The sequence below is a fragment of the Streptomyces sp. CB02261 genome (genome assembly GCF_001905665.1).
Taxonomy (GTDB): Bacteria; Actinomycetota; Actinomycetes; order Streptomycetales; family Streptomycetaceae; genus Streptomyces.
On record NZ_LIVX01000004.1, the window covers coordinates 555,979 to 582,657 of the forward strand.

Below are 26,679 nucleotides of genomic sequence, written 5' to 3' on the forward strand. Positions count from 1 at the left end.
CGCAACGCACCCACCTGAACCGCGACCCGCGAGGAAAGGCATGAAGGGCCTGCACCGGCTCCGCCGCCGTCGCCGGACCTGGGCGACAGGACTGTCGGCCGCGGCGGTGGTGACCGGTGTCGTGACGTTCCTTCCCAGCTCCGCCGGCGCCGCAGGCCTGGGTACTCACGCGGCCCCCTCGGGCCGGTACTTCGGCACGGCTGTGGCCGCAGGCCGGCTCGGCGACTCGGCGTACACCGCGATCGCCGACCGGGAGTTCAACATGATCACCCCGGAGAACGAGATGAAGTGGGACGCCATCGAGCCGTCCCGCGGCCGTTTCGACTTCGGTCCCGCGGACCGGATCGTCGACCGTGCCCTGGCACGCGGTCAGCGCGTACGCGGACACACCACGGTCTGGCACTCGCAGCTCCCCTCCTGGGTGGGCTCCATCCGCGACGCGCAGACGCTGCGCGGCGTGATGAACCACCACATCACCACCCAGATGAGCCACTACAAGGGCAAGATCTACGCCTGGGACGTGGTCAACGAGGCGTTCGCCGACGGCGGCGGCGGCCGGCTCCGCGACTCGGTCTTCCAGAAGGTGCTGGGCGACGGCTTCATCGAGGAAGCGTTCCGCACCGCCCGCGCGGCCGACCCCTCGGCCAAGCTCTGCTACAACGACTACAACATCGAGAACTGGTCGGACGCCAAGACCCAAGGCGTCTACCGCATGGTCAAGGACTTCAAGTCCCGCGGCGTGCCCATCGACTGCGTCGGGTTCCAGAGCCACTTCGGCGCGGGTGGCCCGCCGACGAGCTTCAGGACCACCCTGGCCGCCTTCGCCTCCCTGGGCGTCGATGTCCAGATCACCGAGCTGGACATCGCCCAGGCGTCACCCACCCACTACGCGAACACGGTCAGCACCTGCCTGTCCGTGGCCCGGTGCACCGGCATCACGGTGTGGGGCGTCCGCGACAATGACTCCTGGCGAAGCGGCGAGAGCCCCCTGCTGTTCGACCGGAACGGCAAGCCCAAACCCGCCTACACCGCCGTCATGAACGCTCTCACGTCCGGCTCCGGCACCACGCCGCCCAAGCCGACCGACCGTACCGGTGAGATCAAGGGCGTAGCCTCCGGCCGCTGTATCGACGTCCCCGGCTCCGCCACGGCCAACGGCACCCGGGCGCACCTGCGGGACTGTGACGGACGGGCCGGCCAGCGCTGGACCCACACCGCCGCCAAGCAACTGAAGGTCCACGGCGCCAAGTGTCTGGACGCCAAGGGCAAGGGCACCGCCAACGGCACCCCGGTGATCATCTGGGACTGCAACGGCGGCGCCAACCAGCAGTGGAGCATCAACACCGACGGCACGATCACCGGCGTCCAGTCCGGGCTGTGCCTCGACGCCGTCGGCGCGGCCACCGCGAACGGCACCACGATCCAGCTGCACACCTGCGCGTCGGTCGGCAACCAGAAGTGGACCGCCCCCTCCGCGACGGGCAGCGGCGCGTGTGCTCTTCCCTCGACGTACAGGTGGAGCTCGACGGGCGCCCTCGCCCAGCCGGCGAACGGGTGGGCCGCGGTGAAGGACTTCACCCACGTCATGCTCGGCGGCAAGCACCTGGTCCACGCGTCGAGCGCGTCGGGAACCTCGTACGGCTCGATGGCGTTCAGCCCCTTCACGAACTGGTCGGACATGGCTTCGGCCGGCCAGAGGAAGATGAGCCAGAACGCGGTGGCACCCACGCTCTTCTACTTCGCGCCCAAGAAGACCTGGGTGCTCGCGTACCAGTGGGGTGCGTCGCCCTTCAGCTACCGCACGTCCAGCGACCCCACCGACCCCGACGGCTGGTCCGCGCCGAAGCCACTGTTCACCGGCAGCATTCCCCGCACCGAGTCCGGCACCGGCCCGATCGACCAGACGCTCATCGCCGACGACCGGAACATGTATCTGTTCTTCGCCGGTGACAACGGCAAGGTGTACCGGGCGAGCATGCCGATCGGGAACTTCCCGGGCAGCTTCGGCTCGTCGTACACGACGGTCATGAGCGACACGGCGAAGAACCTGTTCGAGGCCCCCCAGGTCTACAAGGTGAAGGGCCAGAACCAGTACCTCATGATCGTCGAGGCCCGGGGCGTGAACGAACAGCGCTACTTCCGCTCGTTCACGACCTCCAGCCTGAGCGGTGTGTGGACCCCGCAGGCCGCGACCGAGAGCAACCCCTTCGCGGGCAGGGCCAACAGCGGCGCCACCTGGACCGACGACATCAGCCACGGTGACCTGGTCCGCAGCAACCCCGATCAGACCATGACCGTCGACCCCTGCAACCTGCAGTTCCTCTACCAGGGCAAGTCCCGCACCGCGGGTGGCCCCTACGACCGACTGCCGTACCGGCCGGGCCTCCTCACCCTGCAGCGCTGACCCGCCCGATCCACGGTTACACAAGGAGAACACCCCCCATGAACAACCCCACGAACGGCGCGCGCCGCGGGCGTCACCGTCGTCGCTGGAGCGCCACCGCCCTGCTGCTCGGTGTGCCCGCCGCCGTCGTCCCGTACCTCCTGTTCACCCAGGAGGACTCGCAGGCCGCGACGGTCGACGCCAACGCCTACTACCGGCTGCTCTCCGTGCGCAGCGGCAAGGTCCTGGACGTCAACGCCCTCTCCACCGTTGACGGCACCCGCATCCAGCAGTGGACCGACCAGAACACCGCCAACCAGCAGTGGCGGCTGCGGCCCACCGGAGACGGCTACTACGAGCTGGTGAACCGCAACAGCGGCAAGGTGCTCGGCATAGTCGGCGATGCGACCGCACAGGCGGCCGCCGCCGAGCAGCAGACCGACAGCCCCTCCGCCTCCCAGGAGTGGCGGATCGACGAGGTGAGCGGTTCCGGCGCCGTCACCTTCACCTCCCGCAGGAGCGGCCAGGTCCTGGACGTCTCCGGAGGCTCCACGGCTCAGGGCGCGGCGATCATCCAGTATCCCGGCAGGGGCAGCGCCAACCAGCAGTGGAGGCTGCTGAAGGTCGCCGACGCGCAGGCGGCCGCGGCCGGACCGTACACGTGGAGGAACGCCCAGGTGGTCGGCGGCGGTTACGTCACCGGGCTGGTGTTCAACCCGCGGGAGAAGGGGCTGCTGTACGCGCGTACCGACATGGGCGGCGCCTATCGCTGGGACAGCGCGGCCGAGCAGTGGATCCCGCTGACCGACTGGCTCGGTGAGAAGGACTGGAACCTGCTGGGCATCGACGCGCTGGCCACGGACCCCGTCGACCCCGACCGGCTCTACCTCGCGGCCGGCACTTACACCAACGAGTGGGCCGGCAACGGCGCGCTTCTGCGTTCCACCGACCGGGGCCGCACCTTCCGGCGCACCGACCTGCCGTTCAAGCTGGGCGGCAACGAGGACGGGCGCGGGGCGGGCGAACGGCTCGTGATCGACCCCTCGGACAACCGCACCCTGCTGCTCGGCACCCGTAAGAACGGCTTGTGGCGCAGCACCGACCACGGCGCGACATGGCGGCAGGTCTCCTCGTTCCCCGTCAAGGACGGGGCGGGCAGCGGCGCGGGGATCTCCTTCGTGACGTACGGCCCGGCCGGCAGCAGGACGATCTACGTCGGAGTCGCCGACAGGTCCACCTCCCTGTACCGGTCCACCGACGGCGGCAGCACCTGGCAGGCCGTCTCCGGGCAGCCCACCGGACAGCTGCCGCAGCACGGCGTGTTCTCCGGTGACGGCTCGCTCTACCTGACGTACACCAACGCACTCGGACCCAACGGCGTGACGGCGGGCTCGGTGTGGAAGCACACGCCGGCCGGCGGGACGTGGAAGAACATCTCCCCGTCCCAGGGCGACTACGGGTTCTCCGGCCTGTCCATCGACCCGCGGAAGCCGTCCACGGTGATGGTCACCACCCTCGGCCGCTGGTGGCCCGAGGACGAGATCTACCGGACCACCGACGGCGGCACGACCTGGAAGGCATTGGCCGGGAGATCGGTACGGGACGCCTCCGCCGCACCTTACGTCGGTACCCACACCGGGCACTGGATGACCGCCCTGGCCATCGACCCCTTCAACTCGGGGCACGTGCTGTACGGCACCGGCAACGGCATCCTGCGCAGCAAGGACGCCGACGCCTCCGACAGCGGAGGCACCAGCCACTGGAGCATGGGCGCCCGAGGGCTGGAGGAGACCGCGCTGATGGACGCGATCGCCCCGCCCGCCGGCGCCACCGTGATCACCGCCATGGGCGACCAAGGGGGCTTCCGCCATGACGACCTCACCAAGGTGCCCGCCGGGCGGCTGAGCAACCCGATGATGACCAACAGCACCGACATCGACTTCGCCCAGGCCAACCCCTCGGTAATGGTCCGTGTCGGCCGTGGCGGCGCGCAGGACGGCGCCTACTCCACCGATGGCGGCACAAACTGGACCGGTTTCAAGGCGGAGCCGGTGCCTGGCGCCCAGGACGGTCATGCCGCGCTCGCGGCGGACGGTTCAACCATCGTCTGGACCCAGGCCGGCCAGGCCCCGTACCGCTCGACCGACAAGGGAGCGAGCTGGTCCAAGGTCCACGGCCTCGGCACCGACGCCGTCGTCGTCGCCGACCGCTCCTCGGCCAGGACCTTCTACTCACTGTCCGGCGGCACGCTCCACGCCAGCACCGACGGCGGCGCGACCTTCACCGCCCGCTCCACCAACCTGCCCGCCGGACGGCTCACGGCCGTCCCCGGCGTCGCCGGAGACCTGTGGATCGCCGGCAGCGCCAAGGGGCTGCTGCATTCCGCCGACGGCGGCCGCACCTTCACCACGCTCGACTCGGTGAAGTCCGCCTCCGCCCTCGGCTTCGGCAAGGCGGCGCCGGGCGCCTCCTACCAGGCTCTGTACCTGATCGGTACCGTCAAGGACGTCACCGGCGTCTTCCGCTCCACCGACAAGGGCGCCACCTGGCTCCGCGTCAACGACGACGCCCACCAGTGGGGCGCCATCGGAGGCGTCGGCGTCGTCACCGGCGACCCCGACACCTACGGCCGCGTCTACGTCGGCACCAACGGACGCGGCCTCCAGTACGGCGACCCGTCCTGACCCTCCCCCGAGCGGGGCCGCAGGCACGATGCCTGCGGCCCCGGCAGGCACCACGGCCTCCCCCCGGAGGGGCGACCCGTCGCCGACACGCCTCGCGGGCTGCTTGCGCGGCCGGCTCAGTCGGACCGGGCGGGTGCTCGTAGTTCGATCGTGTACCCGCCCTGTGGGGTGGATCCGGCGGTGAGGACGCCGTCGAGGAGTTCGGCGCGTTCTTTCAGGCCGATGAGGCCGTGGCGTGCGCTGGGCAGGGCGACGGTCGAGCGGGTGGGGGCGGTGTTGGAGACGGTGACGCCGAACTGGTGCGCGTCGTGCCACAGGCGCACCTCGGCACGGGCTCCGGGAGCGTGCTTGCGCACGTTGGTGAGGGCTTCCTGGACCGTGCGGTAGACGGTGCGCTGGGCGGTGGTGCTGATGCCAGGGGGAAGCTCTCCGGTCAGGGTGGTCTCGATGCCGCTGTTGGCGATGAGCTGCCGGAGGCCGGCGAGGGTGGGCTGGGGGTTGAGGTCGGTTGCCTTGCCGCCAGAGGAACGGAGCAGCGTGACCATGTGGCGGAGTTCGTCGAGGGTGTTCGCGCTGAGGGTGCGGATGGTGCGGGCGGCCTCGCGGGCGTCCGGGTCCTTGGCTGCGACCTGCAGGGCTCCGGCCTGGACGGCGATGAGGCTGACCTGGTGGGAGACGACGTCGTGCATCTCCCGCGCGAGTTGGGCGCGCTCGCTGGCGAGGACGGTCTGGGCGTGCAGGGCACGTTCGTGTTCCCGGGCCTCCTCGACCTCGACGAGCTGGCGCGCCACGTCGTGCCTAGCCTGCACCAGCTGGCCGAACAGCACGGGGGCGACGGCCGTGGCCAGCGTGTAGACGAACTGGACGAGGGTCCAGGTCCGGTCGCCGTCGAACGCGTCGGACAACGGGGCTGGATCGGATGCTTCGCGACATGGCCCGACAGCTCGCCCGCGGCATGGGTTCCTTTTTCAAGGACTGCGGCTGCGCCAAGCCCACCCGCTGCCCCCACCCCTACTCGATCCGTTTCCGCGACGCGCTCGGCAAACAGCGCGAGGAGTCCGGATACGCCACGCAGGACGACGCGATAGAACGCCTCACCCAGCTCTGCGCGGAGAAGAAGACCACGGCACCCTCCGTTGCGGCGGCCCGCCGCGAGCTGGGTCAGCTGACGGTCGAGGAGTACGCGAAGCAGTGGCGGCCCCGGCAGCGAAAGATGACGGACTACTCCACGGGGGAACACGTCGACAGCTCGATCACCGTGCACATCGTCCCGCGTCTGGGAGCGCGGAAGCTGAACTCGGTCACACCGATCGTGGTCGAACGCTTCCTGGACGAGATGGAGAATGACGGCGTCGGCCGGGGAAACCAGGTGAACATCTTCCGCGTCCTGAAGACCATCCTTCGGGACGCCTATGCCAAGGGGGCGATGGCGGACGACCCGGTGAGGGGAGTCCAGGAACCCGAATACGTTCGGGGAACGGTCGTCATTCCGTCCCTTGCCTACGTGACGAAGGCTCTGACGGTTGCCGACGACGATCTGGCGTTGGAGATCGTCATGATGGCGGGATGCGGGGTTATACGGCTTCCGGCACTACTTCGCCTCGAACGCCCTCGGCAACGGAATCCCCATCACCGACGTGGCGGAGTGGAGGGGCCACAAGTCCATCGAGGAGACGTACCGGACCTACCGGCACCTGATGCCGGGCAGCGTCACCAAGGCCGCTCGGATCCTGGACGCCGGCCTCTGGGAAGCAGCCTGACCCCGCCCTGGAGAGGGCAGCAGGTCCTTCGTCTGGCGGCGGTACAGGAGTTGCAAGACGTCGGTCTGCGGAGAGAGTGGCGCTGACGCTCCCGATGAGCGAGGTGGTCCGAGAATGGTCCGGATCTTGGTGCGTGCTCGGGTTTCCTGTGATCTAGGGGAGCGTCAATCGGAGGCGGTCGTGAGGCTCAGCGCGGCTCGGGGTAGCCGTCGAGGTCGAAAGGAGTCGGTGTCAGCGGCAGACCATCGTCCGGAGTGTCCGTCAGGAGCATGCGGAAACGTTCGTCGTCTGCCGGTCTCAGGATGATCTCCTTCTCGACGGCACCGGAATCCAGAGCCGCGAGTGCGGAAGGCCCGTCCTGCGCCACGACCCGTGTGCCGATACCGATACCGGGAGAACACAAACTGACAGACAGTCATTCCCTGTAGCTCATTGCGTTAGGAGTCCTAAGCGAATGCGCGCGCCGTTGCCGGGCTCCAGCAAATTCCGGCCTACGGTGTTGCGCCTCGCCCTCGAGAGCACTTGTCCAGAGCTGTGGATTGAGCTGTTTCCATCCTGGAATTGCAGGTCACGGGTCTGGTGTCGGGCGGGATCGGGCTCTCGGGCTGATCGGGTGCGTGATCGTTAATCAGAGATCGTCCGTCCTGTGGCCAGTTCGTCCGAACTCGGGCAATGGGCCTCTCCCTGCCCTCCGCAGGAGGGGCGGAGGAGGACATGCTGGTGGCGGAACGTGTTGACGTGGGTGATGCAGCGGCGACGATCTACCGAATCAGGCTTCGGAGCGAGGGCGAATTCAAAGATTGCTCACTACTCGATACGCCGCCTAAGGGTTGTCCCGTAAATGATCTCCGAGTCGCCTCGGGTGCGGCTGGCCGCTGTGCGGCCCGCCGACCTATCCGGCGAGGGCGAGGTTGTGTATCCGGGCGATGCCGAGCATGGCGTGGTGGACGCCGTCGCCTTTGAGACGGCAGTCGCGGAGGATCTTCCAGGTCTTCATGCGGGCGAAGACATGCTCGACCCGGGCGCGGACCTGCTTGTGGGACTTGTTGTGTTCCTGTTTCCAGTCCGAAAGCTCTTCGCCCCTGCGTCGGCGGTGGGGCATGAGGAGCCTGGTGCCGGGATAGCCGCCGTCGGCGATCGTCAGCGTGTTGCCGACGGCGGCCTTGGCGCCGGATTCCTCCCACGCCTTGCAGTCGTTGCGGTTTCCGGCGAGCGGCCGACCCACTACGACAACCAGGCGGGTGGCGGCGTCGATGACGACCTGGTGGGTGGTGGAGTACCGGTAGTTCTTCGACTGCTCGGCCACGGTGTGGTCGCGAGTGGGGACCAGGGCGCCGTCCACGATATGCACGGTGTCCTTGGCGAACCGCCTGCGGGGCTGGAAGGCGAGCATCGGCCCGAGGTGGTCGATGATCCGGTCCGCCGCCGACTTCGACACACCGAACAGCGGGGCGAGCTGCCGCATGGTCAGGTTTGTGCGCCAGTACGCCGCGACCAGCAGTGCTCGGTCCTCTAGCGGAAGACTCCACGGCCGGCCCTTGCGGACCGCGTCCGCACCCTGGCGCCGCAGAACGGTCACCAGCTTCCCGAACTGCCTCGGGCTCAGCCCGGTGAACGGGACTATCCAGGACGGTTCCGACGCCATGATCACACCAGCCACGCGGAGATCATCCCAGGCCGGTTAGGGTGCCTTCGTCGAGCCGACGGTCTGGAGACGGATGATGGAGCAGGACGAAGCCCTGCAGCTCGCGGTGGCGTTTCTCGCGCACAGCCAGCGCGATGACGAGCCGCCTCTCGCCATCGACACTGAGCGAGTCCGCGAGAGCAACGGGCTCCTGATCGTGCCCTATAACTCCGTGCAGTACCTCGCCTCGCGTGATGCGCGAGAGCAGCTATTGGACTGCTGGCCCATCCTCGTCGACCTCGAACGGGGAGACGCCCGTTTCGGGACCCTGGACGAGCGGCATCTGTGGAGAAGCCCGAGCACCTGACGAGGCTGCGGCTGCCCCGCAACCACAGTTACGGGACAACCCTTAGTCGGCGAGGGGTGCCCTTCATTCGGTGACGCGGACCGCGAGCGCGGGGCGGATGACGGCGGCGCGCCGCGCCGGCCCGATCGTGGCCAGGAGCGATGCGGCGAAGGTGGCTGCGGCCAGGCCGCAGATGCCGGCCCATTCGACCGGGAAACCTCCTTCGAGGCCCTCGAAGGCGGCGCTGTTGCTGTACATCAGCCAGGTGGTGAGGACGCCCAGCAGCGTTCCGAGGACGATTCCCTCCACGGCGATGAAGGAGCTCTCCCACAGGAAGGAGCGCTGGACGGTCCGTGCCCGGAAGCCGAGGGCCCGCAGGATCCCGATGGTGCGGCGGCGTTCGCGTACGGCTCGGACCATGACGACGCCGAGGCCGATGATGCCCACGCCGAGGCCCAGGGCGAGGAAGCCCTGCATGAGTTGGAAGAAGGCGGTGCTGGAGTCGAACTGTTGGCGGATGTCCGACTCTATGGGTGTGGCGACCAGGCTGGACGAGAGCTGCTCGCCCTGCAGCTGGGTCGCCAGGGCGTCGGGGGAAGTTCCGGGGCTGGTGCGCACCAGTGCGGAGGCATTCTGTGCCTGGGTGCCGAAGAGCTCGCGCGTCGCCTGCTCGCCCAGCACGACGGGGTACGTGGTCGAACTGGCGCCGGTGCCCGGGTAGAAGACCAACCCGTTGCTCAGCACGCCGGCGATGACCTTCTGCTCGCTGCGGCCGGTCCGCGTATCCGTCAGGGTGAGGGTGTCCCCGGGGTCGTAGTAGTCGCCGGCCGGGCCGCCCGTGCTGCCGAAGAAGCCGTCGAGCACGACGTAGCGGGGGTCGGAGGCGAGGGCCTGCCATACGGCGGCGTCGTTGTTCAGGCCGGGCAGCCGCTCCCGGAACGTGATGCCGGTGATCGCTCCGTCGGGTACGCCGACGACGGCGGTGTCCAGCGGTTGAGGGCTTCGGTGTCCCGGATCGGTGGCCCGCCCTGTGGCATTGAGCAGTGGTGTGACGGCGGCGATCCCGGGGGCGGACGGGCCGCCGCGGAGATCGGAGAGGAGTCGGTCGCCGGCGACCTGGGGGTTGTAGTCCAGACGCAGAGAGTATCCGGCGGTGGCATCGGTGACGACCCCGTCGACTCCGGCGCGGATGATGCCCGAGATCTCCGTCAGGAGGACGAGGACGAACACGATCAAGGTGTACATCACCAGCGTCGCCCCGGTCCTGAATCGCTTGGCCAGCGGGTACGCGACGGCGAGTCGCGCCGCCAGGCCGCCCTGCGTCGGGCGCTGGAGGAGTCGCCTTACGGGGCGTAGCAAGGTCTTCTGGTTGTCGCTGACGAGCACCACGGCGGAGAACGCGGCCAGGGCACCCTGGATGACGTACACGGACATCGAAGGCGTGTCGAAGATCCGGGGGCGTATGACGGGTGCGAGGAGTGTCCAGGCGAGCACGGCTCCGGCAACCAGGGTGGTGACCGTGTGACGGGGGAGGACTCGCAGTAGTGCCGGAGTGGCGAAGGCGAGGGCGAGCGCCGGCATGAGGTACGTCGCGTCGGGCTGGCTGCGTGCCACGGCCGGGATGGCCACGAGTGCGCACAGGACCGCCAGTGTGGTGGAGACCGCGAGCAGTCGGCGGCGTGGTCGCTGTCCGGGTGTGGCGGGGAGGTCGCGGATGGCGGCGATGATGTTGAACCTGCTGATGCGCACGCTGGTCGCGAGGATGGCAGCGAAGGCGATGAGCAGGCCCATGGCCAGCCCGTTGAGGACGCTGGTGGGGGTGATGGCGAAAGCGATGCGGATGCTGCTTCCGCCCACCGACCAGCCCTGGAAGATCTGTGCCGCCACCACGGCGACGCCCCAGCCGACGGCGACGCCAAGGGCCACGCCTGGCAGGGCGGACAGCAACGCGTAGGTGGCGCCTTCGAGGGTGAAGGACCCGACAAGACGCGAGCGCTTCATCCCCACCGCCCGCACCATGCCCATCTGGGACTTCCGCTCCTCGCCGAGCATCACGAAGATGTTCACCAGAAGCAGCGCGCCCGCGATGATGCTGAAACTGCCGATCATCAGGAAGAGGGCTCCGAGGGAGTCCCCGGCCTGTTTGGCGTCCCGCAGGACCGTGTGCTTCGGGGTGTCGATCGCTGTCTGCCCGGCGAGCGGGCCCAGTGCCTGCCGGATGTCGGTGGTCACGCGGTCGGTCAGGGCTTCGCCGCTTTCGACGCCGCCGCGGTTGGACACGAAGGTGACCGAGCGCGGCTCCGCGCCGGCGGTCCGGGCGGCGGAGTCCAGGGCATCCGGTGGCAGGAACACATCACGGTTCAGCCTGCCGCCCAGCCCCACACCGGCAAGGCCCTGCTCCGGGACCACGCGCTCGACCCGGTATGTCTGCGGTGTCCCGAACAGGTACACCGTGATCGGATCCCCGGCTCCCACGCTGAGGGACTGGGCCAGCGGCTCGTTGACCACGACCTGGCCGGGTTTCGGGTTCGGTCCGCCGAGACCGGAGTCTCCTCCCGGTGCGCCGAAGCGTGCGGCCTTGTCGAAGTCCATCTGCCAGGCCAGGACGCGCGGCTCGGCGGCTGTGCGGTCGTCGGCGGTGCTGACGGCCGATGCCTGGGTGGCCTGGGCGTTCAGGACGCCGTCGACGTCGGGGCTGCCCGCCAGGGCGGCCAGCCGCTCGTTGACGGCCTGCCCGGTCGGTCCGGGGGGTGCGACGACGCGCTCGTCCACCGGTCCCAGGGTGCGGTACGCCTCCTGCCGTACGGAGAAGTTCAAGGTGTCGCCGACGACCAGGGCCCCGATGACGATGGCCGTGCCGAGCATCGATCCGCCGATCACCAGCGCCGCCTCGGTGCGCCGGCGGGCGACCTGCCGGAAGGCCAGCCGCCGTGACACCGGCTGCCGGACGGCGACCACCACCAGGGCCGCGAGGGCGAGCGCGAGGGCCGCGAGCAGCGGGACGAGGAGGTTCGGGTACATGATCAGCCCATGGGGATGTCGCGGATCGTGGCCGGGGCGGTGACGGCCTGGCGGACGTCGTCGACCAACTGCCCGTCGCGCATCCGGATCAGCCGGGGCACGCGGGCGCCGATGGCGCTGTCGTGGGTGACCAGGACGATCGTCTGGCCCTCGTCCCGGTTGAGCTCGCACAGCAGGTCCATGACCTGGTCGGCCATCGCGCTGTCGAGGTTGCCGGTGGGTTCGTCCGCCCACACGACGGCGGGCCGCCCGGCCAGGGCGCGGGCGATGGTCACCCGCTGCTGTTCACCGCCGGACAGCTCGCTCGGCCGGTGCTCGACCCGGTGGCCGAGGCGCACCCGGTCGAGCATGTCCAGTGCCCTGCGACGCGCTTCGCGCGGCCGGGTGCCCACGAGCAGGAGGGGCAGTTCGACGTTCTCCACCGCGGAGAAGACGGGGATGAGGTTGAACGCCTGGAAGACGAAGCCCATGGTGTGGGCCCGGTGCTCCGTGCGTGCCGCGTCCGACATGGCGAACAGATCGTGGCCGTCGACCTCCACCCGGCCGCCGTCGATGTCGTCGAGCCCCGACAGACAATTCAGCAGGGTGGTCTTTCCGGAACCGGACGGTCCCATGACTCCCACCATCTCTCCGTGGTGCACGAGGAGATCCAGGTCGAGCAGGGCGGTGACCTCGACGGAGCCCGTCCGGTAGATCTTGCTTACCTCGGTGGCGACGAGGAGTGCGCGGTCGGCGTTCATGTCTCCCATACCATCCTCCGGAGGGAACAGGAAGCTACGGCCACCCAGGCCCTGGGGAGGGGCCGAAGGGCCCAATCGTCGGGTCCGCGATCCCCCGCTCGAGTGCGAAGACCGCCCCGGACCCGGCGCCCAGGCCGGCGGCCATGCCGCAGAAGGCCGCCGTTCCCACGGAGACCAGGTCCGCCTCGAACGCCGCGACCAGTGCGCCCAGAAGCAGAGGGTGAACCCGGTGGTGGCGAGGAGCAGCATCTGCCACGGTTGCGGCGTATCCGCGACCGGCCGGCTCCCCGTGTTCCGGACCATGGTGGCCTCCCGGCAGTGATCCGCATGGGCGTCGTGAGCACTGCCGTTCCCCACCCTCCGGCCGCCGGGGCCCCGCCTCCAGGGGCCACTCGTTCCCTTCCGTGACCGTCCGGCCCCCTGCCAGGGCCGGTCGGCCCCTGTGTGAAGCGTCGTGGAGCTGCGCACGGTGGTAGCGGCGGACAGGCCGGTGGTGGGAGCGTCCGGCTCCTGCCGGTCAGGCCGTCGGGAGTGTGAGTGGCGATGATGTTCTGGTACGGCGACGGCATGAACGGATGGGGTTGGTTCGCCATGTCAGCCGGGATGGTGCTGTTCTGGGGCCTTCTCATCACCGTTGCGGTGATGCTCTTCCGCACACTGGACCGTGCCGGCGAACGGCCGACGGGGTCTCGGCCCTCCACGTCGGCGGAGCAGATCCTGGGCGAGCGACTGGCGCGCGGTGAGATCGACGAGGAGGAGTACCGTCGGCGCCTGACCGCCCTGCGCAGCTCGGAACCGTGAACCCCGTGACCGACCGGGATGCGAGCGGCAGCGCCGCCGGTCACCCTGGGAGCATGACCGGTCGGATGCCCGGGGACCCGGGCGGACGCCCAGACACGCTCCGTGAGCTGACCGCACGGCACGGAGGGCGCGGGGGACTGCTGCCGGGCGCACTGGAGCGCGCCGGGTCGGGCACCGCCGAAAGGCCCGAGGCGTGGGCGCCCCAGGTCGCGGCGGCAGCCGGACTGCCGGCCGCCGCGGGGCTCGGCCCCGCCACCTTCTTCGCCGATCTCGCCGCCCCGCGCGGCGAGCGGCACGTGCGCGTGTGCACCGCGACGGCGTGCTTCGCCGCACGGGGCGGGGAGCATCTGGCTGAAGTCGAACAGGCTCTCGGAGTGGTGGCGGGCACGGTCGACGAGACGGGCTCGACCTCGCTGCAGGCGGTGCACTGCCTCGGCTACTGCTACGCGGGCCCCGCCGCCCTCGACGGCACCCTGCCTCGCGCGGGCCCGGACCTGGCCCACCAACTCGTCGGGCGGACGGAGCCGCGCGCGCCGGGCATCCCCGCAGCCGACACCACCGGTTCGCCGGTTCTACTTGCCGGCATCGTAGGAGGGCAGCACGCCTGGGACGTCTGGCGCGGGGCGGTGGCCGGGCTGCGGCCCGAGGACGTACGGGAGGAGACCGCCGTCTCGGGACTGCGCGGGCGAGGCGGCGCTGGATTTCCGGTGGCCGACAAGTGGGCGGCAGCGGCGGGAAAGCCGGACACGGTCGTCGTCGCCAACGGGGACGAGGGCGACCCGGGCTCGTACGCCGACCGGCTGCTCATGGAGGAGGACCCCGAGCGCGTCCTCGCGGGACTCGCCCTGGCCTGCTTCGCGTGCGGCGCCCGGCGAGGGACCGTTCTGGTGCGCTCCGAGTATCCGAAGGCCATGGCCCGGCTCCGGCGGGCGGTCAAACGCGCGACGGAGGCGGGGGACCTGGCTGCCTCGGTCGAGACAGCCGGTCCCTCGCCGTTCGTGGAGATCGTCGAAGGAGCCGGTTCCTATGTCGCCGGCGAGGAGACCGCCCTCATCGCCCGCCTCGAAGGCGCTCGCGGCTGCGCGCGCCCGCGGCCCCCCTACCCCACGGACCATGGCTTGTGGGACGCGCCGACGGTGGTCAACAACGTGGAGACCCTGGCGGCCGTGCCCTGGATCGTCGCCCACGGCGGAGCGTCCTATGCTCGACGCGGTGTACCGGACGAGACCGGCACCAAACTGGTGTGCCTGTCCGAACGGTTCGCCCGACCCGGGGCCTACGAGGTCGAACTCGGCACACCCGTGGACGAGATCGTCACCGGGTTGGGCGGTGGCCTCAAGGACGGCCGCGAGCTCGTCGCCCTTCAGATCGGCGGCCCCCTCGGCGGCTTCCTCGCCGGACGTGCGCCGGACGTCCCGCTCACCACGGCAGCGCTCGCCGAGCACGGCGCCGCCCTCGGGCACGCCGGGATGGTCGCCTTCGATGCCTTCGTCGACCCGTACGAACTCCTCCGACACATATGGGAGTTCGCCGCAGACGAGAGCTGCGGGGCCTGCTCGCCCTGCCGGATCGGCACCCGGCGAGGGCTTGAACTCGCGCAGGGCCAGGCCGGGCCGGGGGAGTCCTACGAACGACTGGCACGGCTGATGGGCGAGGCGAGTCTCTGCGCGTTCGGCCGGCGTGTTCCCGCCGCCGTCCGCAGCCTGGCGCGCGCCTACGGGCCGGCCCTGGAAGGATGGGACCGATGACACGGCTCCAGGTCGACGGCGTTCCTGTCGAACTGCCCGCCGGGGCGTCACTGCTCGACGCGGTACGTGCCATCGGAGCCGAACTGCCCACCCTCTGCCACGACGACCGTCTCCGGTCGGCCGGCTCCTGCCGGACCTGCCTGGTCCGAGCCGACGGCCGGACCGTCGCCGCCTGCGTCACGCCCGCGACGTCGGGCCTCACCGTCGACACCGCCGACGAGGGCGTGCGGAACCTGCGCCGGGACGCGGTCGCCCTGATCGCCTCGGCGCTCCCGCCGCACGCGCTCGCCGACAGCGCGCACAGTGAACTGGCCGAGGCGTGCCGGGCCTTGGGGATCCCCGTGGACTCGGCTGCCGGAGAGCCCACGCGCGGGCGGGACGAGAGCCACCCGTACGTCCATCTCGACCGCGACCTGTGCATCGCGTGCGGGCGCTGCGTACGGATGTGTTCCGACGTCCAGGGCACGTTCGCGCTCACCCTCATCGGACGCGGTGCCGACACGGTCGTCTCCCCGGGCACCGGCGGGCCCTGGGCCGACTCCGACTGTGTGTCCTGCGGCGGCTGCGTCGACACCTGTCCCACGGGGGCGATCACCGGGCCCGGCCCCGGCCAGGGCCTCACCTCGCGGCGGGTCCCCGCTGACCGCACACGCACCACCTGCGGCTACTGCGGGGTCGGCTGCACCCTCGACGTCGTCGTCCGCGAGGACCGCGTCGCTGCCGTGCTCCCTGCTCGGGACGGGCCGGTCAACCGGGGCCACGCCTGCGTCAAGGGCCGCTTCGCGTACGGATACCTCGGCTCCGCCGAACGTCTCACGGAGCCCCTGATCCGGGAGAACGGCGAACTACGACCGGCGACCTGGGACGAGGCGGTGACCCGGATCGCCGACGGCCTGCGCGCGGCCGTCCTCGACGGCGGACCCGACGCGGTCGCCGCGATCTCCTCCGCCCGTGCCGCCAACGAGGAGAACTACCTCGTCCAGAAGCTCCTGCGGGCCGTCATCGGCACCAACAACGTCGACAACTGCTCCCGACTGTGCCATGCCCCTTCCGCCGCCGGCCTCACCGCCTCCTTCGGACGCGCCGGCGGCACCGACCCCTTCGACGACGTCGAGACCGCCGACTGCCTCATGGTCGTCGGCGCCAACCCCGTCGAAGCCCACCCCGTCGTCGGTGCCCGCCTCCTCCAGCGGGCACTCGCGGGCGCCTCCCTGATCGTGGCCGACCCCCGTGCCGTGGGCCTTGCCCGCCATGCCGACGTACACCTGCGTCCGCGCCCCGGTACGAACGTCGCACTCTTCCACGGCCTCGCCCACGTCCTCGTCGACGAAGGCATGACCGACCCGGGCTTCCTCCACGACCGGGCCATCGGACTGGACGAACTCGCCGACCTGCTGGCCGACTACCCGCCCGCGCGGGTCGCCAGGATCACCGGAGTCCCCGCCGCCGACATCAGGACGGCCGCCCGGCTCTACGGCCTCGCCGAGCGTCCGGCTGTTCTGTACGGGCTCGGTGTCACCGAGCACCTGCACGGCACCGACGGCGTCCGCACCCTGGCGAACCTCCCCATCCTCCGCGGTGCTGTCGGCGGCACCGGCCGCGGGTTCGGCATCAGCCCCCTGCGCGGCCAGAACAACGTGCAAGGCGCCTCCGACATGGGTGCCCTGCCCGACCTGCTCCCGGGCTACGGCCGGGTCACCGACCCGGAGGCCCGCGCCCGCGCCGAGGCGGTGTGGGGCCGGCCGGTCTCACCGACGCCGGGGCTGCGCATACCCGAGATGTTCGCAGCAGCCCGGGAAGGCCGCCTGCGGGCGCTGTGGATCATCGGTGAGGACGTGTGCGCCACCGATCCGGACAGCCGGCGCGTGGCCGAGGCCCTCGACGCCTGCCCCCTGGTCGTGGTCAACGAGCTTTTCCTCGGTGAGACCGCCCGGCATGCCGATGTCGTCCTGCCCGTGGCCTCCTGGCTGGAGAAGGACGGGACCTTCGTCAACTTCGACCGCCGCTTCCAACGTGTACGGCAGGCCGTGAAACCGCCGGGCACCGCACGCTCCGACTTCGGGGTCGTGCACGCCGTCGCCGATGCCCTCGGTGCCGACCTGGGCTGCCCCACCCCAGCGGCAGCCCTCGCCGAGTGCGGACGTGTGACACCTCTCTTCGCGGGTCTCTCGCACGAGCGGCTCGACCGGGAGGGGGCGGTGCCCTGGCCCTGCCCCGCACCGGACCGGCCGGGCGAAGCCACCCTGTACGTGGAGGGGTTCGCCACCCCCGACGGACGCGCCCATCTGTCGGCGGCCCCCTATCTACCGCCGGGCGAAGAACCGGATCACGACTATCCTCTGGTGCTCGTCACCGGGCGCCGATGGGCCCACTACAACTCCGGGAGCATGACCCGGCGAGGCGGCAACCTTCTTCTCGACGCGTCCGACCCTCTGGACCTGCACCCGGAGGACGCCGCCCGGTTCGGTATCCGGGACGGCAGCCCGGTCACCGTCGAGAGCCGTCACGGACTGGCGCGACTGGTCGCCCGCGTGGGGATGGAACTCGCTCCTGGGCAGGTCTTCTGCGCGTTCCACTTCCCGGCCAGCGCCGTCAACTCCCTCACCTCGGAGCACGCCGACACCGTGACCTCGTGTCCGGAGTACAAGGTCACGGCGGTACGGCTGCGTCCGACGGTGTCCGACGACTGAACGGTACCGATCAGTCGTGGGGAACGAGGGCCACGGGCACCGGACTGTGGTGCAGGACGGCGTGGGCCACGCTGCCGATGTGTGCGCCGACCGTCGAACGGCGGGTACGCCGGCCCACCACCACAAGGGACGCCTCCCGGGTGACCGCCGCCAGTTCGAGTCCGGCCGATCCGACCGCCACGCGGGCGACCGCCTCGACGTCGGGATACTTCGCCCGCCAGGGTTCCAGCATGACCTCCACCGAACGCTTGATCTCCGGCACCATGGAGAGCCTGAAGTCCGGGACCATCGCGGGCCCCAGACCCGCGTGCAGCGGGAGCTGCTGTACGTACACGACGAGGACCTGGGTGTGCCGTCGCGCGGCTGCCTCGAAGGCGAAGCCCAGCACGGAGTCCACGGGCTGTCGCACGTCGGCCCCGACCACGACGGGGCCCCGTGGAGCGCTCGCCGCGCTGACGGCCCGTACCAGCACGACAGGACGCTCGACGACGCCGGCGACCGTCAGGCCGACCGAGCCGAGCAGGTAGCCGGCCACGCTGCCGAGTGCCCGCGAGCCGAGAACGAGCAGATCGCTCTCCTCAGCCGCGGCGACCAGACCCGGAACGGGCCCCGAGGGCAGCACGCGGGAGGTCACCGACAGGCCGGGATGGCGCTCACGCAGCTCACCGGCGGTGCGTGCCATCATCTCCTTGGCCCACCGTTCCTCGGACTCCCTCTCCACGAGCGACAGAGCGGCCTCCGGTACCGGCTCCACCGCATGCACCAGATGCACGTCCGTACCGCGCAGCAGCGCCTCCTCGGCCGCCCACTCCGCAGCGGCGTAGGCCTGCTCCGTACCGTCCAGGCCGACCACGATGCTCCGCGTCATGATCGTCCACCTCCTCGTTCGGTGTCGTCGACGTCGTACGTGAGACGGGTGGAGGACACCGAGACCACGCCGTCGACGGTCGCGCACATGCGCTCGATCGCCGGGACCATGCCCCGGAAGGGCAGCCCGCCGCTGAGCTCCACCCGGCCGTCACGCACCTCGACGGCGAGGGCGGTCGGTTCGAGACGCAGCGTTCCACCGAGGACGTCCTCGACGATCTCCCTGCGGATGTCGTCGTCCTCACGGAGGAAGACGCCCAGCAGGTCGCGGCGGCTCACGATGCCCAGCAGGTGGTCGTCGGCGTCGACGACGACGAGCCGCTTCACTCTCTGGACCTCCATGAGCCGGGCCGCCTCGGCCACGGTCCATTCCGGGCGGGCGCACACCGCGGGGGCGGACATCAGCTCTTCGGCCCGCGTGCCCTCGGCCTTCGCCCGCTCCCACGCCTCCAGGTCCGGAACGGCCGGCAGGCCACTCGGTGCGGCGGCCTGGTCGGCGGTCTTTCGCAGCAGATCGCCCTCCGACACCACCCCCAGGACCCGGCCGTCGCCGTCCACCACGGGTACAGCGGTCACCTGGTGCTGCGAGAGCGTGCGGGCGATCTCCTTGAACGGGGTTTCGCCGCGGACGCTCACCACCTCACGGGTCATCAGCTGGTCGATCCTGCGGTGGCGCATCATCCGCTCCTTCCCTGTGTGGACGTACTGGCCTCGGCCGCCAGGCGAGGCGCCCAAAGTCCTGTTGCTGCGAGGGTGTCGCCTTCGGGCGGCTGACGACAAGGGCCGAAAGGGGCACGTCGGGACCCGGGCAGCACTGGCACGGACCGTCTGCCGATGCTTTCCTGAAAGTGAGGAGTGGGCCCGTCAGAGGGACGCGGGGAACGGCCTCGAGCCGCGCACCGCGCGATCAGGATCCGCGAGAAGCGGATGGGCCCCTCCTCCCGTCGTGTCTCCGCGGCGCCACCACACCTGGTCCGGGCGGGCCGCGCCCGGGACCGACCGGCCCTATTCGGTCACTTCCACCCGGTGCGAGCGTGGCAGCAGGCCACCTCACGACCCGGAAAGGCGGTGGGCACGATGGAATCGCCCCTGGTGATAGGAGTCGACGGGTCCGACGCCAGTCTCACGGCCTTGGACTGGGCTGTCGACGAAGCGGTACGGCGCGGGCTTCCCCTGCGCATCGTCCATGCCTCCCTGTGGGAACGGTACGAGGGAGTCGTGCCGGCCTGGACCACGGACCGGCCCTCGGGCCAGGTCCTGGCCGAGAACATCGTCGGCACCGCGGCCGAACGCGTCCGGCGCCGGGCACCCGACCTCCCCCTCACTACGGCCGTCCTCGCCGAGGACGCGTCCAGTGCGCTGCTCAGTGAGGGGCGGGAGGGCACGATCCTCGTCGTCGGGGCACGCGGGCGCGGCGAGTTCGCCGACCTTCTGCTCGGTTCCGTGAGCCTCATCGTGGCCGCCCGAGCCCACTGTCCGGTCGTCGTCGTCCGGGGGGACCGGCAGGCCCTGGAAGCACGCCATGGGCGCGTCCTGCTCGGCGTCGGTGAACACGACCTGGACTCGCCGGCCGTGCGGTTCGCCTTCCGCGAGGCGGCCGTCCGGGACGCGGAACTCGACGTCGTCCGCACCTGGCGACGGCAGGCCCATGAACCGGCCGGCCACCTGCTGATGAGGCGCGCAGGGGCGGCCTACTTCACGGAAGGGGCTTCCGAACTGCTCGACAAGGCCCTTGAGGCCGCGGCGTCCGAACATCCCCAGGTGCGCCTGCGCAGGAGCACGGTCGAGGGCTCCGCCCACAAGGTACTGACCGAGCGCTCCGCCGCCGCCGACCTGCTGGTTGTCGGCGCCAGGCGCCGGGAAGGGCTCGTCGGCCTGGAGCTCGGCAGAGTCGCCCACCGCGCCCTGCACCACGCCTCGTGTCCGGTCGGCGTCGTACCCCAGCGGCGTCCGGAGACCGCGGAAGGAGACCGGTGATGAACACGGACGGTGACCCGCGTGCCTCGCACGCCACGAGCGACCTCGGCCGCCGTGTCGCGTCCAGGCGCACCCGGCTCGGCCTGTCCTGGGAGGACGTGGCCGAACGGGCCGGCTCGACACCCGGCTTCATCGCCTATGTGGAGGAGCAGGTGGCCACCCCGGGGATCGAGTTCCTGGTCCGGCTTGCGAACGCCCTGGAGACCACTGTCCAGGAGCTCACCGGGTACACGGCGGACCTCGCGCCGGGAGCAGCCCGCGCCGGGTACCGGGCACGGATGGAGGAGATCGGCGAGGCCGAGTGCTGGGAGCTGCTCGACGGCCACGGCGTCGGCCGGGTCGCCGTCGAAGGACGGGACGGGCTGATGGTGTTCCCCGTGAACTACCAGGTCGTCGACGGGGACGTGGTCTTCATGACTGCTGCGGACTCGACCCTCGCGCGCGCCTCGACGTCCGGTGTGGAGATCGCCTTCGAGGAGGACCACCTCGACGAAGCCTTCAGCCGGGGCTGGAGCGTGCTCCTTGTCGGTCCGGCACGCACGGTGTCGGAGGAGACGGAAGTGCGGAGGATCAAGGACGCTGTCCACTCGGCGCCGTGGGCGGGGGACGGCCGGGACACCGTGGTGGTCCTCTCACCGCGCCGGGTGACCGGACGGCGCATCCAGGTGCCGGGCGCGCCCGGCACGCCGTCCGGGCCCACTGACTAGACGGGTACCGGACCGGCTCGCCGCCAGTGGACCGCCGACGAACGCGTCGTCCGACCGATGCCCCAGACCGCGACAGGGTCACCGACGAAGTCGAGACCGCCACCGACACCACGCCGCGAAAGGACGGCCCGTACAGAAGCGCGACGGCCGTCGACCCCGTGTGCGGCATGGAAGTCGGCCCCACGACCGCACCCGAACACCGAGACAGCCCCGCAGGCCCACTGCACTTCCGCTCCACCCACTGCGCCACTGCCCACGATGCCGCTCCCGACCGCTACACGCCGTCCATCAGCCGCCGACATCCGTAGAACACGCGGCAGAGATGGCGTCCGTCTGTGCGCCGGCGAAGACGGAGTCGCCACCGTCCCCTGACATCAAGGGGACGACGGCGACCGGCGCTGGGCTGTGGTGGATGACCGCGTGGGCGACATGGCCGAGACGCGCGCCGAGGGGGACCTTCCGGCTCCGGCGTCCCACGACAACCAGTTGCGCGGTCTGTGACGCCTCGACCAGCTGGTACGCGGGCGGGCCCACCACCGCCTCGGCCGCGACGTCCACGCCCGCGTACCGCTTCCGCCAGAGTTCCAGCAGGTCGTCCAGCCCCCCGAGGAGGCGGTCGCCCAGCTCCTCGCCGATCCCCGGGTCCATGACGGCCGCGTAGCCGTACGAGGCGGGCAGCGTCCAGCTGTGCAGGAACCGCAGGGGCGTGCCCCTGCGGGCCGCCTCCGCGAACGAGAACGCGAGCAGGGCTTCGCACGGGCGGTAGATGTCGACACCCACCACGATCCCGCCTTCGGGAGCCACGTGGTCGTCCTCCGCGCGCACGAGGACGACCGGCTGCCGCGCCGCGCCGACGACGGCGAGGGAGACCGAGCCGACGACGAAGCCGCGCACCCCACCGAGCCCACGCGAGCCCAGGACCGTCAGATCCGCCTCGTTCGCGGCGGCCGTCAGTTCCTCGGCCGCCCGGCCACGCGCACGCTCCGTGAGCACCTCGAGGCCGGGATGGTCCTTCCGCACGCGGTCCGCCTCGTCCCGCAAGAGACTCTCGGCCTGCTCGGCCGAGGGGCGGGCGTACGACAGGGGCACCTCAGGGGCGTCCGGCCAGTCCTCGATGTGCACCAGCCGGAGGGGGACTTCGCGCAACACCGCTGCCGTCGCCGCCCACCCTACGGCCGCGAGGCTTTGCTTCGAGCCGTCCAGACCGACGGTGACCTGGGCCGTCATGACGTGCCTCCTCAGTCGTGTCCTCTCCGTTCCGTCCTGGTCCGGATCGGAGAGGACGTCCCGAACTTCAGGCTGGTGGTCCCGTGCCACCGACAGCAGGGCCGGGCGGGTCTCGATGGGGGCCGAACGGCCCATCCCGAGAAGGCTCGCCACGGTGTCAGCGTGGGAGGTGTCGCCGCTCGGGACGTGCTCCCGAGCCCCGGGCGTACGCCGGAGGAGGAACCATGACCAGCGAGATCCCCGCTCGACCGGAGCTCGGCAACGTCGTCGCGGGAGTCGACGGGTCCCCTTCCGGGCGCACCGCCGTCCTCTGGGCCGCCGCCGAAGCGGACCGACGGGGCCGGCCCCTGCAGCTCGTCCACGCCGCCGACACCGACCGCCGAGCGCTCTTCGCCAATGCCGAGACGATCCAGGCGGTACGCGAAGCGGGCCGCGACCTGCTGATCGAGACAGCGAGCACTGTCCAAGAGCGCTTTCCGGACCTTGCCGTCACGAAGGAACTGAGCCGCCAGGAGCCGGTCGCCGGTCTCCGGGCCGCCGCCGGCCACCACGGCACGATCGTGGTGGGCAACCGGGGGCTCGGCGGCTTCTCGGCCCTCATGCTCGGCTCCGTCGGTCTGGGGGTGGCAGCCCGCGCCGAGGCCCCCGTGATCGTCGTCCGTGGTGACAGCGACCGCCCCGAGTCGGGCTCGGTGACGGCTGCCGTTCACGGCGCCTCTGATGTCGGCTGGCTGCTCGTCGCGGCGGCCGAGGCGGACGCCCGCAAGGCGGTGTTGCGACTGGTGAGTGTCTGGAACGTGCTCACCCACGTCGGCAGCGTCGCGACCATGCTGGACGACCTCGGCGAGATCGCGCAGCAGCGCGTGCACGAGATCAAGGCGCTCGCCGACCGTGTGCGTGACTTCTATCCCCGGCTCATCGTCAGCCATCACGTCGAGACGGGCACGAGCGCGCCCGGGCTCCTGGTGGAGGCGAGTGCCCACACAGATCTGCTCGTGATGGGCAGAGAACACCGCGCTCTGGGCGCAGGCCCGTCCCTGGGGCGCGTCACCCACGTCCTGCTCCACCACGCCCACTGCCCGGTGGAGATCGTCCCACCCGCCTTCGCCACCCGAGTCGAGGAGACGTGAACGACATCCTGCTCGGAGTTGACCCCCGGGAGCAGTCCGTCCCCGCTCTCGTCTGGGCAGCCGACGAGGCCGTACGAAGAGGACTGGCGCTCCGCCTGGTCGTCGCCGTACCGCCCTCCCACGAGGGGTTCCGGTACGACGCGCTGGCCCACCAGAGCGCCCTGCGGATTCGCGCGGAGTCGGCGATCGCCAGCGCGGAGGACCTGGTACGGGAGCTCCACGGTGGTCTGCGGATCGCGACGGAACGTGTGAACGGTGTGCCGGCGGCCGTCCTCCGCGACATGGCGCCGCACGCCGCAGTCGTCGTCGTCGGCTCGCGCCGTCTCGGCAGGGCGGCCGAGGTGTTCAGCGAGAGCTCCGTGGTCGTCCCGCTCACCGCGCGTGCCGCCTGCCCCGTCGTCGTGGTCCGCGTACCCGAGCAGAATGCCGTGCACCCACCGACCCTCGTCGTCGGCGTGGACGGAAGCGAGTCCTCACAGGCCGCGATCGCCTTCGCCGTCGAGGAGGCGAGCCTGCGCGAAGCACGACTGCGCGCCGTCTGGGTCTGGCCCCATCCCGTCCTCGCCCACGACGGTCGGGACGAGGGTCTGGCCGAGCGCCGTCGGCTGCTGGCCGAGTCGGTTGCGGGGTGGGCGGAGAGGTATCCGGACGTCGCCATCTCCCAAGAGGTCCTTCGGGGACACCCGGTCGAGCAACTCGCCCTGGCGTCGCAGGAGTCCCTCGCCCTGATCGTCGGCCGGAGAGGCCGTGGCGGCTACTCCGGCATGCGGCTGGGGTCGACGGTCCACGGCCTGCTGCACCGTGCCATGTGTCCGGTCATCACCGTTCCCCTCCCACGCCGCGGAGGGCGGTCCGGCGACCCTGCATGGGCCGACCGGTCCCTTTCCCGCACGACTGACCGGCCCCGGCCCGGTGACCCGCTCGCCACTGGGGCGCGACGACCTCCACGCGGGACGGTGGGTCGAGAGGACGACCCCGGTCCGTCCGTCGGTTCCCCGGAGAGGTGAGCACCATGCAGCACGGGTCCTCGCCCGTCCCTGGCGAATCCCTCCTGCAACGACCTCACGCGTCTCACCCTCGGCGTCGACCGCGACTCCGAGGCCCTGGCCCACGTCTTCGACGAGCGCGACCCCGCAGTCGTCCGCAGTATCCAGACCCTCGCAGCCCCCGCCCACGCGGCCGGCCGCCCTGCCGGAGTGTGCGGGCAGCGGCCAAGCGACGATCCGGCGTTCACCGCGATCCTGGTCGCCGCGGGCCTCGACTCCATCTCCGTGGCGCCGGACAGTTTCGCAGCCGGCGCGAGTCACGTCGCCCGAGCGGAGGCGACGCTCGAGACCGATGCTTGACGAAGGGAGGAGTGACGATGCCCAGGAAAACACGGAACCGAGTCGCCCGGGACGCCGGGCCGTCGGCCCGGCCCGGTCGACAGACCGCCACGGACACGCGGCGTGGACGCCCCATGAACCACCAGCCGCCCGCCGAGGGGGCGAACGGGCGTCCCATGCGTCCGGTACACACCACCAGGGTGTCGACGCTCTTCCTCTGACCAACGGCGGATCGGCCGGATCGCGAGCAGGGGGGCCTGAAAGGAGGACGCGGCCATGACGACCGCAAGGGAGATCATGCACACCGGTGCGAGCTGCGTGCAGGAGAACGAGAGCCTGATGGACGCCGCACGCCGCATGAGCGAACTGGATGTCGGCGCACTGCCCATCTGCGGACCGGACGACCGGTTGCACGGCATCATCACCGACCGGGACATCGTGGTGAAGTGCCTCGCCAAGGGCAAGGACCCCCAACGGATGACGGCCGGGCACCTCGCCCAGGGCAAGCCGGTCACCGTGGATGCGGGCGCCGACAGCGAAGAGGTGCTCCGCACGATGCAGGACCACCACATTCGCCGCGTGCCCGTGATCGACGACCATCGCCTGGTCGGCATGATCAGTGAGGCGGACCTGGCGCGGCACCTGCCGGAGGAACGGGTCGGCCACTTCGTCGAGGAGATCTGCCGCTGACAGCACCGGAGCCGTGGCCCATGGGCCGTTCGGTCCTTCCTGGCAAGGCCCGTTCGGCCTCTTCGGAAAACCCCCTTGGACGCTGCGCCACGCGACCTTGCGGGCGGACGATTGGGTTACGGAGTCGGACCGGGCCCCGTAACCCGATCCGCCGACCGTCCGTACCGACTCGGGTCCACGGCGACCGTCCTGGGCCCCGTACACGAGGAGCAGACAATGGCCAGAGGCAAGGTGGAACGCAGGCACAACCTCTTCCCCGACTTCAACGACTGGTTCAACCGGGAGTTCCCCGGGCTGCCCGGGTGGCGACCCGCGACGGCTGCCCATTCCATCCCGGTCGAGACCACCAGCGGTGACGGCGTGTACGTGCTGCGAGCCGAGCTGCCGGGCATGGACCCGGACAACGACATCTCCATCACCGTCGACGACAACCTCATCACGGTGAGCGCCGAGCTCAGCGAGAGCAAGGAGGACAAGGGGCACTCGGAGTTCCGCTACGGATCGTTCCGCAGGACCGTGCGCCTCCCAGCCACGATTCCCGCCGAAGACGTCGAGGCGTCGTACGCGGACGGCATCCTCACCATCCGCATCCCGATGCCCGACGAGGAGGAGACCACGTCCGTTCGGACCGTTCCGGTGAAGAGGACCGCCAAGCCGGCCGAGGGCACGGAACCATGAACGCCAAACGTGTCCTGGTCGCCTACGGCAGCAAGGCCGGCGCGACCGCCGGAATCGCCGAGGGGATCGGCCAGACGCTACGGGACGACGGCTTCGACGCCGTCGTCCTGCCGGCCGACACCGTCACCGACGTGAGCGGGCCCGGCACATGGTGAGCCGAGGCAAGGGCGGCGACTTCCGCAATCCGGAACGAATCCGGGCATGGGCCCACCACATCGGGACGGGACTCGGCGCCACCCAGTGAACCGGGCAGCTGACGGGTCGGCGAGGCCGCCCCAACG

22 protein-coding genes and 1 pseudogene are annotated in these 26,679 nt (G+C 70.8%); 15 read left to right on the forward strand and 8 right to left on the reverse strand.

Annotated elements, in window-relative coordinates:
• The first annotated feature begins 40 nt into the window (after positions 1-40).
• Both AMK29_RS15875 and AMK29_RS15880 read left to right on the forward strand, forming a co-directional pair.
• Entirely contained in the window at positions 41-2,404 is a 2,364-nt protein-coding gene (locus AMK29_RS15875) for a non-reducing end alpha-L-arabinofuranosidase family hydrolase (protein ID WP_073813258.1), read from the forward strand.
• Between the two features lie 38 nt (positions 2,405-2,442).
• On the forward strand, positions 2,443-5,067 hold the full coding sequence (locus AMK29_RS15880; protein WP_073813260.1) for an RICIN domain-containing protein: 2,625 nt from the start codon (positions 2,443-2,445) through the stop codon (positions 5,065-5,067).
• Between the two features lie 116 nt (positions 5,068-5,183).
• Here the strand turns inward: AMK29_RS15880 and AMK29_RS15885 are convergent.
• Positions 5,184-5,975, reverse strand: a pseudogene (locus tag AMK29_RS15885) (sensor histidine kinase); the annotation flags it as partial.
• A 23-nt stretch (positions 5,976-5,998) separates the two neighbouring features.
• On the opposite strand from AMK29_RS15885, the gene AMK29_RS37915 reads away from it, so the two are divergent.
• Positions 5,999-6,913, forward strand: a complete 915-nt coding sequence (locus AMK29_RS37915; protein ID WP_443334066.1) for a hypothetical protein — start codon at positions 5,999-6,001, stop codon at positions 6,911-6,913.
• A 101-nt stretch (positions 6,914-7,014) separates the two neighbouring features.
• Here the strand turns inward: AMK29_RS37915 and AMK29_RS15895 are convergent, their stop codons facing one another.
• Positions 7,015-7,194, reverse strand: coding sequence for a hypothetical protein (locus AMK29_RS15895; protein ID WP_073813262.1), 180 nt, complete (start codon positions 7,192-7,194; stop codon positions 7,015-7,017).
• A 525-nt stretch (positions 7,195-7,719) separates the two neighbouring features.
• Complete coding sequence (locus AMK29_RS15900) at positions 7,720-8,487, reverse strand: IS5/IS1182 family transposase (protein WP_073813264.1); 768 nt, start codon at positions 8,485-8,487, stop codon at positions 7,720-7,722.
• Between the two features lie 58 nt (positions 8,488-8,545).
• On the opposite strand from AMK29_RS15900, the gene AMK29_RS15905 reads away from it, so the two are divergent.
• Positions 8,546-8,818, forward strand: a complete 273-nt coding sequence (locus AMK29_RS15905; RefSeq protein WP_073813266.1) for a YrhB domain-containing protein — start codon at positions 8,546-8,548, stop codon at positions 8,816-8,818.
• A 63-nt stretch (positions 8,819-8,881) separates the two neighbouring features.
• Here AMK29_RS15905 and AMK29_RS15910 read toward each other — a convergent pair whose 3' ends face one another.
• Both AMK29_RS15910 and AMK29_RS15915 read right to left on the reverse strand, forming a co-directional pair.
• Positions 8,882-11,818: an ABC transporter permease gene (locus AMK29_RS15910; protein ID WP_073813269.1), complete on the reverse strand. Its 2,937-nt coding sequence runs from the start codon at positions 11,816-11,818 to the stop codon at positions 8,882-8,884.
• A gap of 2 nt (positions 11,819-11,820) precedes the next feature.
• Complete coding sequence (locus AMK29_RS15915) at positions 11,821-12,558, reverse strand: ABC transporter ATP-binding protein (protein WP_073813837.1); 738 nt, start codon at positions 12,556-12,558, stop codon at positions 11,821-11,823.
• A gap of 543 nt (positions 12,559-13,101) precedes the next feature.
• Between AMK29_RS15915 and AMK29_RS15925 the strand changes: the two genes are divergently transcribed.
• Genes AMK29_RS15925 through fdhF form a run of 3 tightly spaced genes read left to right on the forward strand, consistent with a single transcriptional unit; the run spans position 13,102 to position 17,797 of the window.
• Positions 13,102-13,359, forward strand: coding sequence for an SHOCT domain-containing protein (locus AMK29_RS15925; RefSeq protein ID WP_198942263.1), 258 nt, complete (start codon positions 13,102-13,104; stop codon positions 13,357-13,359).
• A 53-nt stretch (positions 13,360-13,412) separates the two neighbouring features.
• A complete protein-coding gene (locus tag AMK29_RS15930; protein WP_241845391.1) occupies positions 13,413-15,107 on the forward strand; it encodes an NADH-ubiquinone oxidoreductase-F iron-sulfur binding region domain-containing protein in 1,695 nt (564 codons plus the stop codon).
• On the forward strand, positions 15,104-17,797 hold the full coding sequence (gene fdhF / locus AMK29_RS15935) for a formate dehydrogenase subunit alpha (protein ID WP_073813277.1): 2,694 nt from the start codon (positions 15,104-15,106) through the stop codon (positions 17,795-17,797). Before AMK29_RS15930 ends, fdhF begins: the two co-directional genes overlap by 4 nt.
• A gap of 10 nt (positions 17,798-17,807) precedes the next feature.
• Here fdhF and AMK29_RS15940 read toward each other — a convergent pair whose 3' ends face one another.
• Together AMK29_RS15940 and AMK29_RS15945 are read right to left on the reverse strand one after the other, a co-directional pair.
• Positions 17,808-18,665, reverse strand: coding sequence for a universal stress protein (locus tag AMK29_RS15940; protein ID WP_073813280.1), 858 nt, complete (start codon positions 18,663-18,665; stop codon positions 17,808-17,810).
• Positions 18,662-19,342, reverse strand: coding sequence for a CBS domain-containing protein (locus AMK29_RS15945; RefSeq protein ID WP_073813283.1), 681 nt, complete (start codon positions 19,340-19,342; stop codon positions 18,662-18,664). Before AMK29_RS15945 ends, AMK29_RS15940 begins: the two co-directional genes overlap by 4 nt.
• A 399-nt stretch (positions 19,343-19,741) precedes the next feature.
• On the opposite strand from AMK29_RS15945, the gene AMK29_RS15950 reads away from it, so the two are divergent.
• Positions 19,742-20,641, forward strand: coding sequence for a universal stress protein (locus tag AMK29_RS15950; protein WP_073813841.1), 900 nt, complete (start codon positions 19,742-19,744; stop codon positions 20,639-20,641).
• A complete protein-coding gene (locus tag AMK29_RS15955; protein WP_073813285.1) occupies positions 20,641-21,348 on the forward strand; it encodes a helix-turn-helix domain-containing protein in 708 nt (235 codons plus the stop codon). The genes AMK29_RS15950 and AMK29_RS15955 overlap by 1 nt, the downstream gene beginning before the upstream one ends.
• 288 nt (positions 21,349-21,636) lie before the next feature.
• Here AMK29_RS15955 and AMK29_RS15960 read toward each other — a convergent pair whose 3' ends face one another.
• Entirely contained in the window at positions 21,637-22,575 is a 939-nt protein-coding gene (locus AMK29_RS15960) for a universal stress protein (protein ID WP_079196898.1), read from the reverse strand.
• A gap of 224 nt (positions 22,576-22,799) precedes the next feature.
• Between AMK29_RS15960 and AMK29_RS15965 the strand changes: the two genes are divergently transcribed.
• The 6 genes from AMK29_RS15965 to AMK29_RS37115 all read left to right on the forward strand — a co-directional run bounded on the left by AMK29_RS15965 (position 22,800) and on the right by AMK29_RS37115 (position 26,553).
• A complete protein-coding gene (locus AMK29_RS15965) occupies positions 22,800-23,705 on the forward strand; it encodes a universal stress protein (RefSeq protein ID WP_073813287.1) in 906 nt (301 codons plus the stop codon).
• Positions 23,702-24,712, forward strand: coding sequence for a universal stress protein (locus AMK29_RS15970; RefSeq protein ID WP_073813289.1), 1,011 nt, complete (start codon positions 23,702-23,704; stop codon positions 24,710-24,712). Before AMK29_RS15965 ends, AMK29_RS15970 begins: the two co-directional genes overlap by 4 nt.
• A gap of 30 nt (positions 24,713-24,742) precedes the next feature.
• A complete protein-coding gene (locus AMK29_RS15975; protein ID WP_079196899.1) occupies positions 24,743-25,051 on the forward strand; it encodes a putative PEP-binding protein in 309 nt (102 codons plus the stop codon).
• A 255-nt stretch (positions 25,052-25,306) separates the two neighbouring features.
• Positions 25,307-25,720 (forward strand): CBS domain-containing protein, encoded by a 414-nt coding sequence (locus tag AMK29_RS15980; protein ID WP_073813291.1) that lies wholly within the window; start codon positions 25,307-25,309, stop codon positions 25,718-25,720.
• A 216-nt stretch (positions 25,721-25,936) separates the two neighbouring features.
• Complete coding sequence (locus tag AMK29_RS15985) at positions 25,937-26,398, forward strand: Hsp20/alpha crystallin family protein (RefSeq protein WP_073813293.1); 462 nt, start codon at positions 25,937-25,939, stop codon at positions 26,396-26,398.
• A complete protein-coding gene (locus AMK29_RS37115; RefSeq protein WP_241845393.1) occupies positions 26,395-26,553 on the forward strand; it encodes a hypothetical protein in 159 nt (52 codons plus the stop codon). The genes AMK29_RS15985 and AMK29_RS37115 overlap by 4 nt, the downstream gene beginning before the upstream one ends.
• Positions 26,554-26,679: the final 126 nt, after the last annotated feature.

What these genes read in the sequence shown, in the direction of transcription:
- AMK29_RS15875 (WP_073813258.1), top strand. Translation starts at nt 41, where the DNA reads ATGAAGGGCCTGCACCGGCTCCGCCGCCGTCGCCGGACCTGGGCGACA.
- AMK29_RS15880 (WP_073813260.1), top strand. Translation starts at nt 2,443, where the DNA reads ATGAACAACCCCACGAACGGCGCGCGCCGCGGGCGTCACCGTCGTCGC.
- AMK29_RS37915 (WP_443334066.1), top strand. Translation starts at nt 5,999, where the DNA reads ATGGCCCGACAGCTCGCCCGCGGCATGGGTTCCTTTTTCAAGGACTGC.
- AMK29_RS15905 (WP_073813266.1), top strand. Translation starts at nt 8,546, where the DNA reads ATGATGGAGCAGGACGAAGCCCTGCAGCTCGCGGTGGCGTTTCTCGCG.
- AMK29_RS15910 (WP_073813269.1), bottom strand. Translation starts at nt 11,818, where the DNA reads ATGTACCCGAACCTCCTCGTCCCGCTGCTCGCGGCCCTCGCGCTCGCC.
- AMK29_RS15915 (WP_073813837.1), bottom strand. Translation starts at nt 12,558, where the DNA reads ATGAACGCCGACCGCGCACTCCTCGTCGCCACCGAGGTAAGCAAGATC.
- AMK29_RS15925 (WP_198942263.1), top strand. Translation starts at nt 13,102, where the DNA reads ATGATGTTCTGGTACGGCGACGGCATGAACGGATGGGGTTGGTTCGCC.
- AMK29_RS15930 (WP_241845391.1), top strand. Translation starts at nt 13,413, where the DNA reads ATGACCGGTCGGATGCCCGGGGACCCGGGCGGACGCCCAGACACGCTC.
- fdhF (WP_073813277.1), top strand. Translation starts at nt 15,104, where the DNA reads ATGACACGGCTCCAGGTCGACGGCGTTCCTGTCGAACTGCCCGCCGGG.
- AMK29_RS15940 (WP_073813280.1), bottom strand. Translation starts at nt 18,665, where the DNA reads ATGACGCGGAGCATCGTGGTCGGCCTGGACGGTACGGAGCAGGCCTAC.
- AMK29_RS15945 (WP_073813283.1), bottom strand. Translation starts at nt 19,342, where the DNA reads ATGCGCCACCGCAGGATCGACCAGCTGATGACCCGTGAGGTGGTGAGC.
- AMK29_RS15950 (WP_073813841.1), top strand. Translation starts at nt 19,742, where the DNA reads ATGGAATCGCCCCTGGTGATAGGAGTCGACGGGTCCGACGCCAGTCTC.
- AMK29_RS15955 (WP_073813285.1), top strand. Translation starts at nt 20,641, where the DNA reads ATGAACACGGACGGTGACCCGCGTGCCTCGCACGCCACGAGCGACCTC.
- AMK29_RS15960 (WP_079196898.1), bottom strand. Translation starts at nt 22,575, where the DNA reads ATGACGGCCCAGGTCACCGTCGGTCTGGACGGCTCGAAGCAAAGCCTC.
- AMK29_RS15965 (WP_073813287.1), top strand. Translation starts at nt 22,800, where the DNA reads ATGACCAGCGAGATCCCCGCTCGACCGGAGCTCGGCAACGTCGTCGCG.
- AMK29_RS15980 (WP_073813291.1), top strand. Translation starts at nt 25,307, where the DNA reads ATGACGACCGCAAGGGAGATCATGCACACCGGTGCGAGCTGCGTGCAG.
- AMK29_RS15985 (WP_073813293.1), top strand. Translation starts at nt 25,937, where the DNA reads ATGGCCAGAGGCAAGGTGGAACGCAGGCACAACCTCTTCCCCGACTTC.
- AMK29_RS37115 (WP_241845393.1), top strand. Translation starts at nt 26,395, where the DNA reads ATGAACGCCAAACGTGTCCTGGTCGCCTACGGCAGCAAGGCCGGCGCG.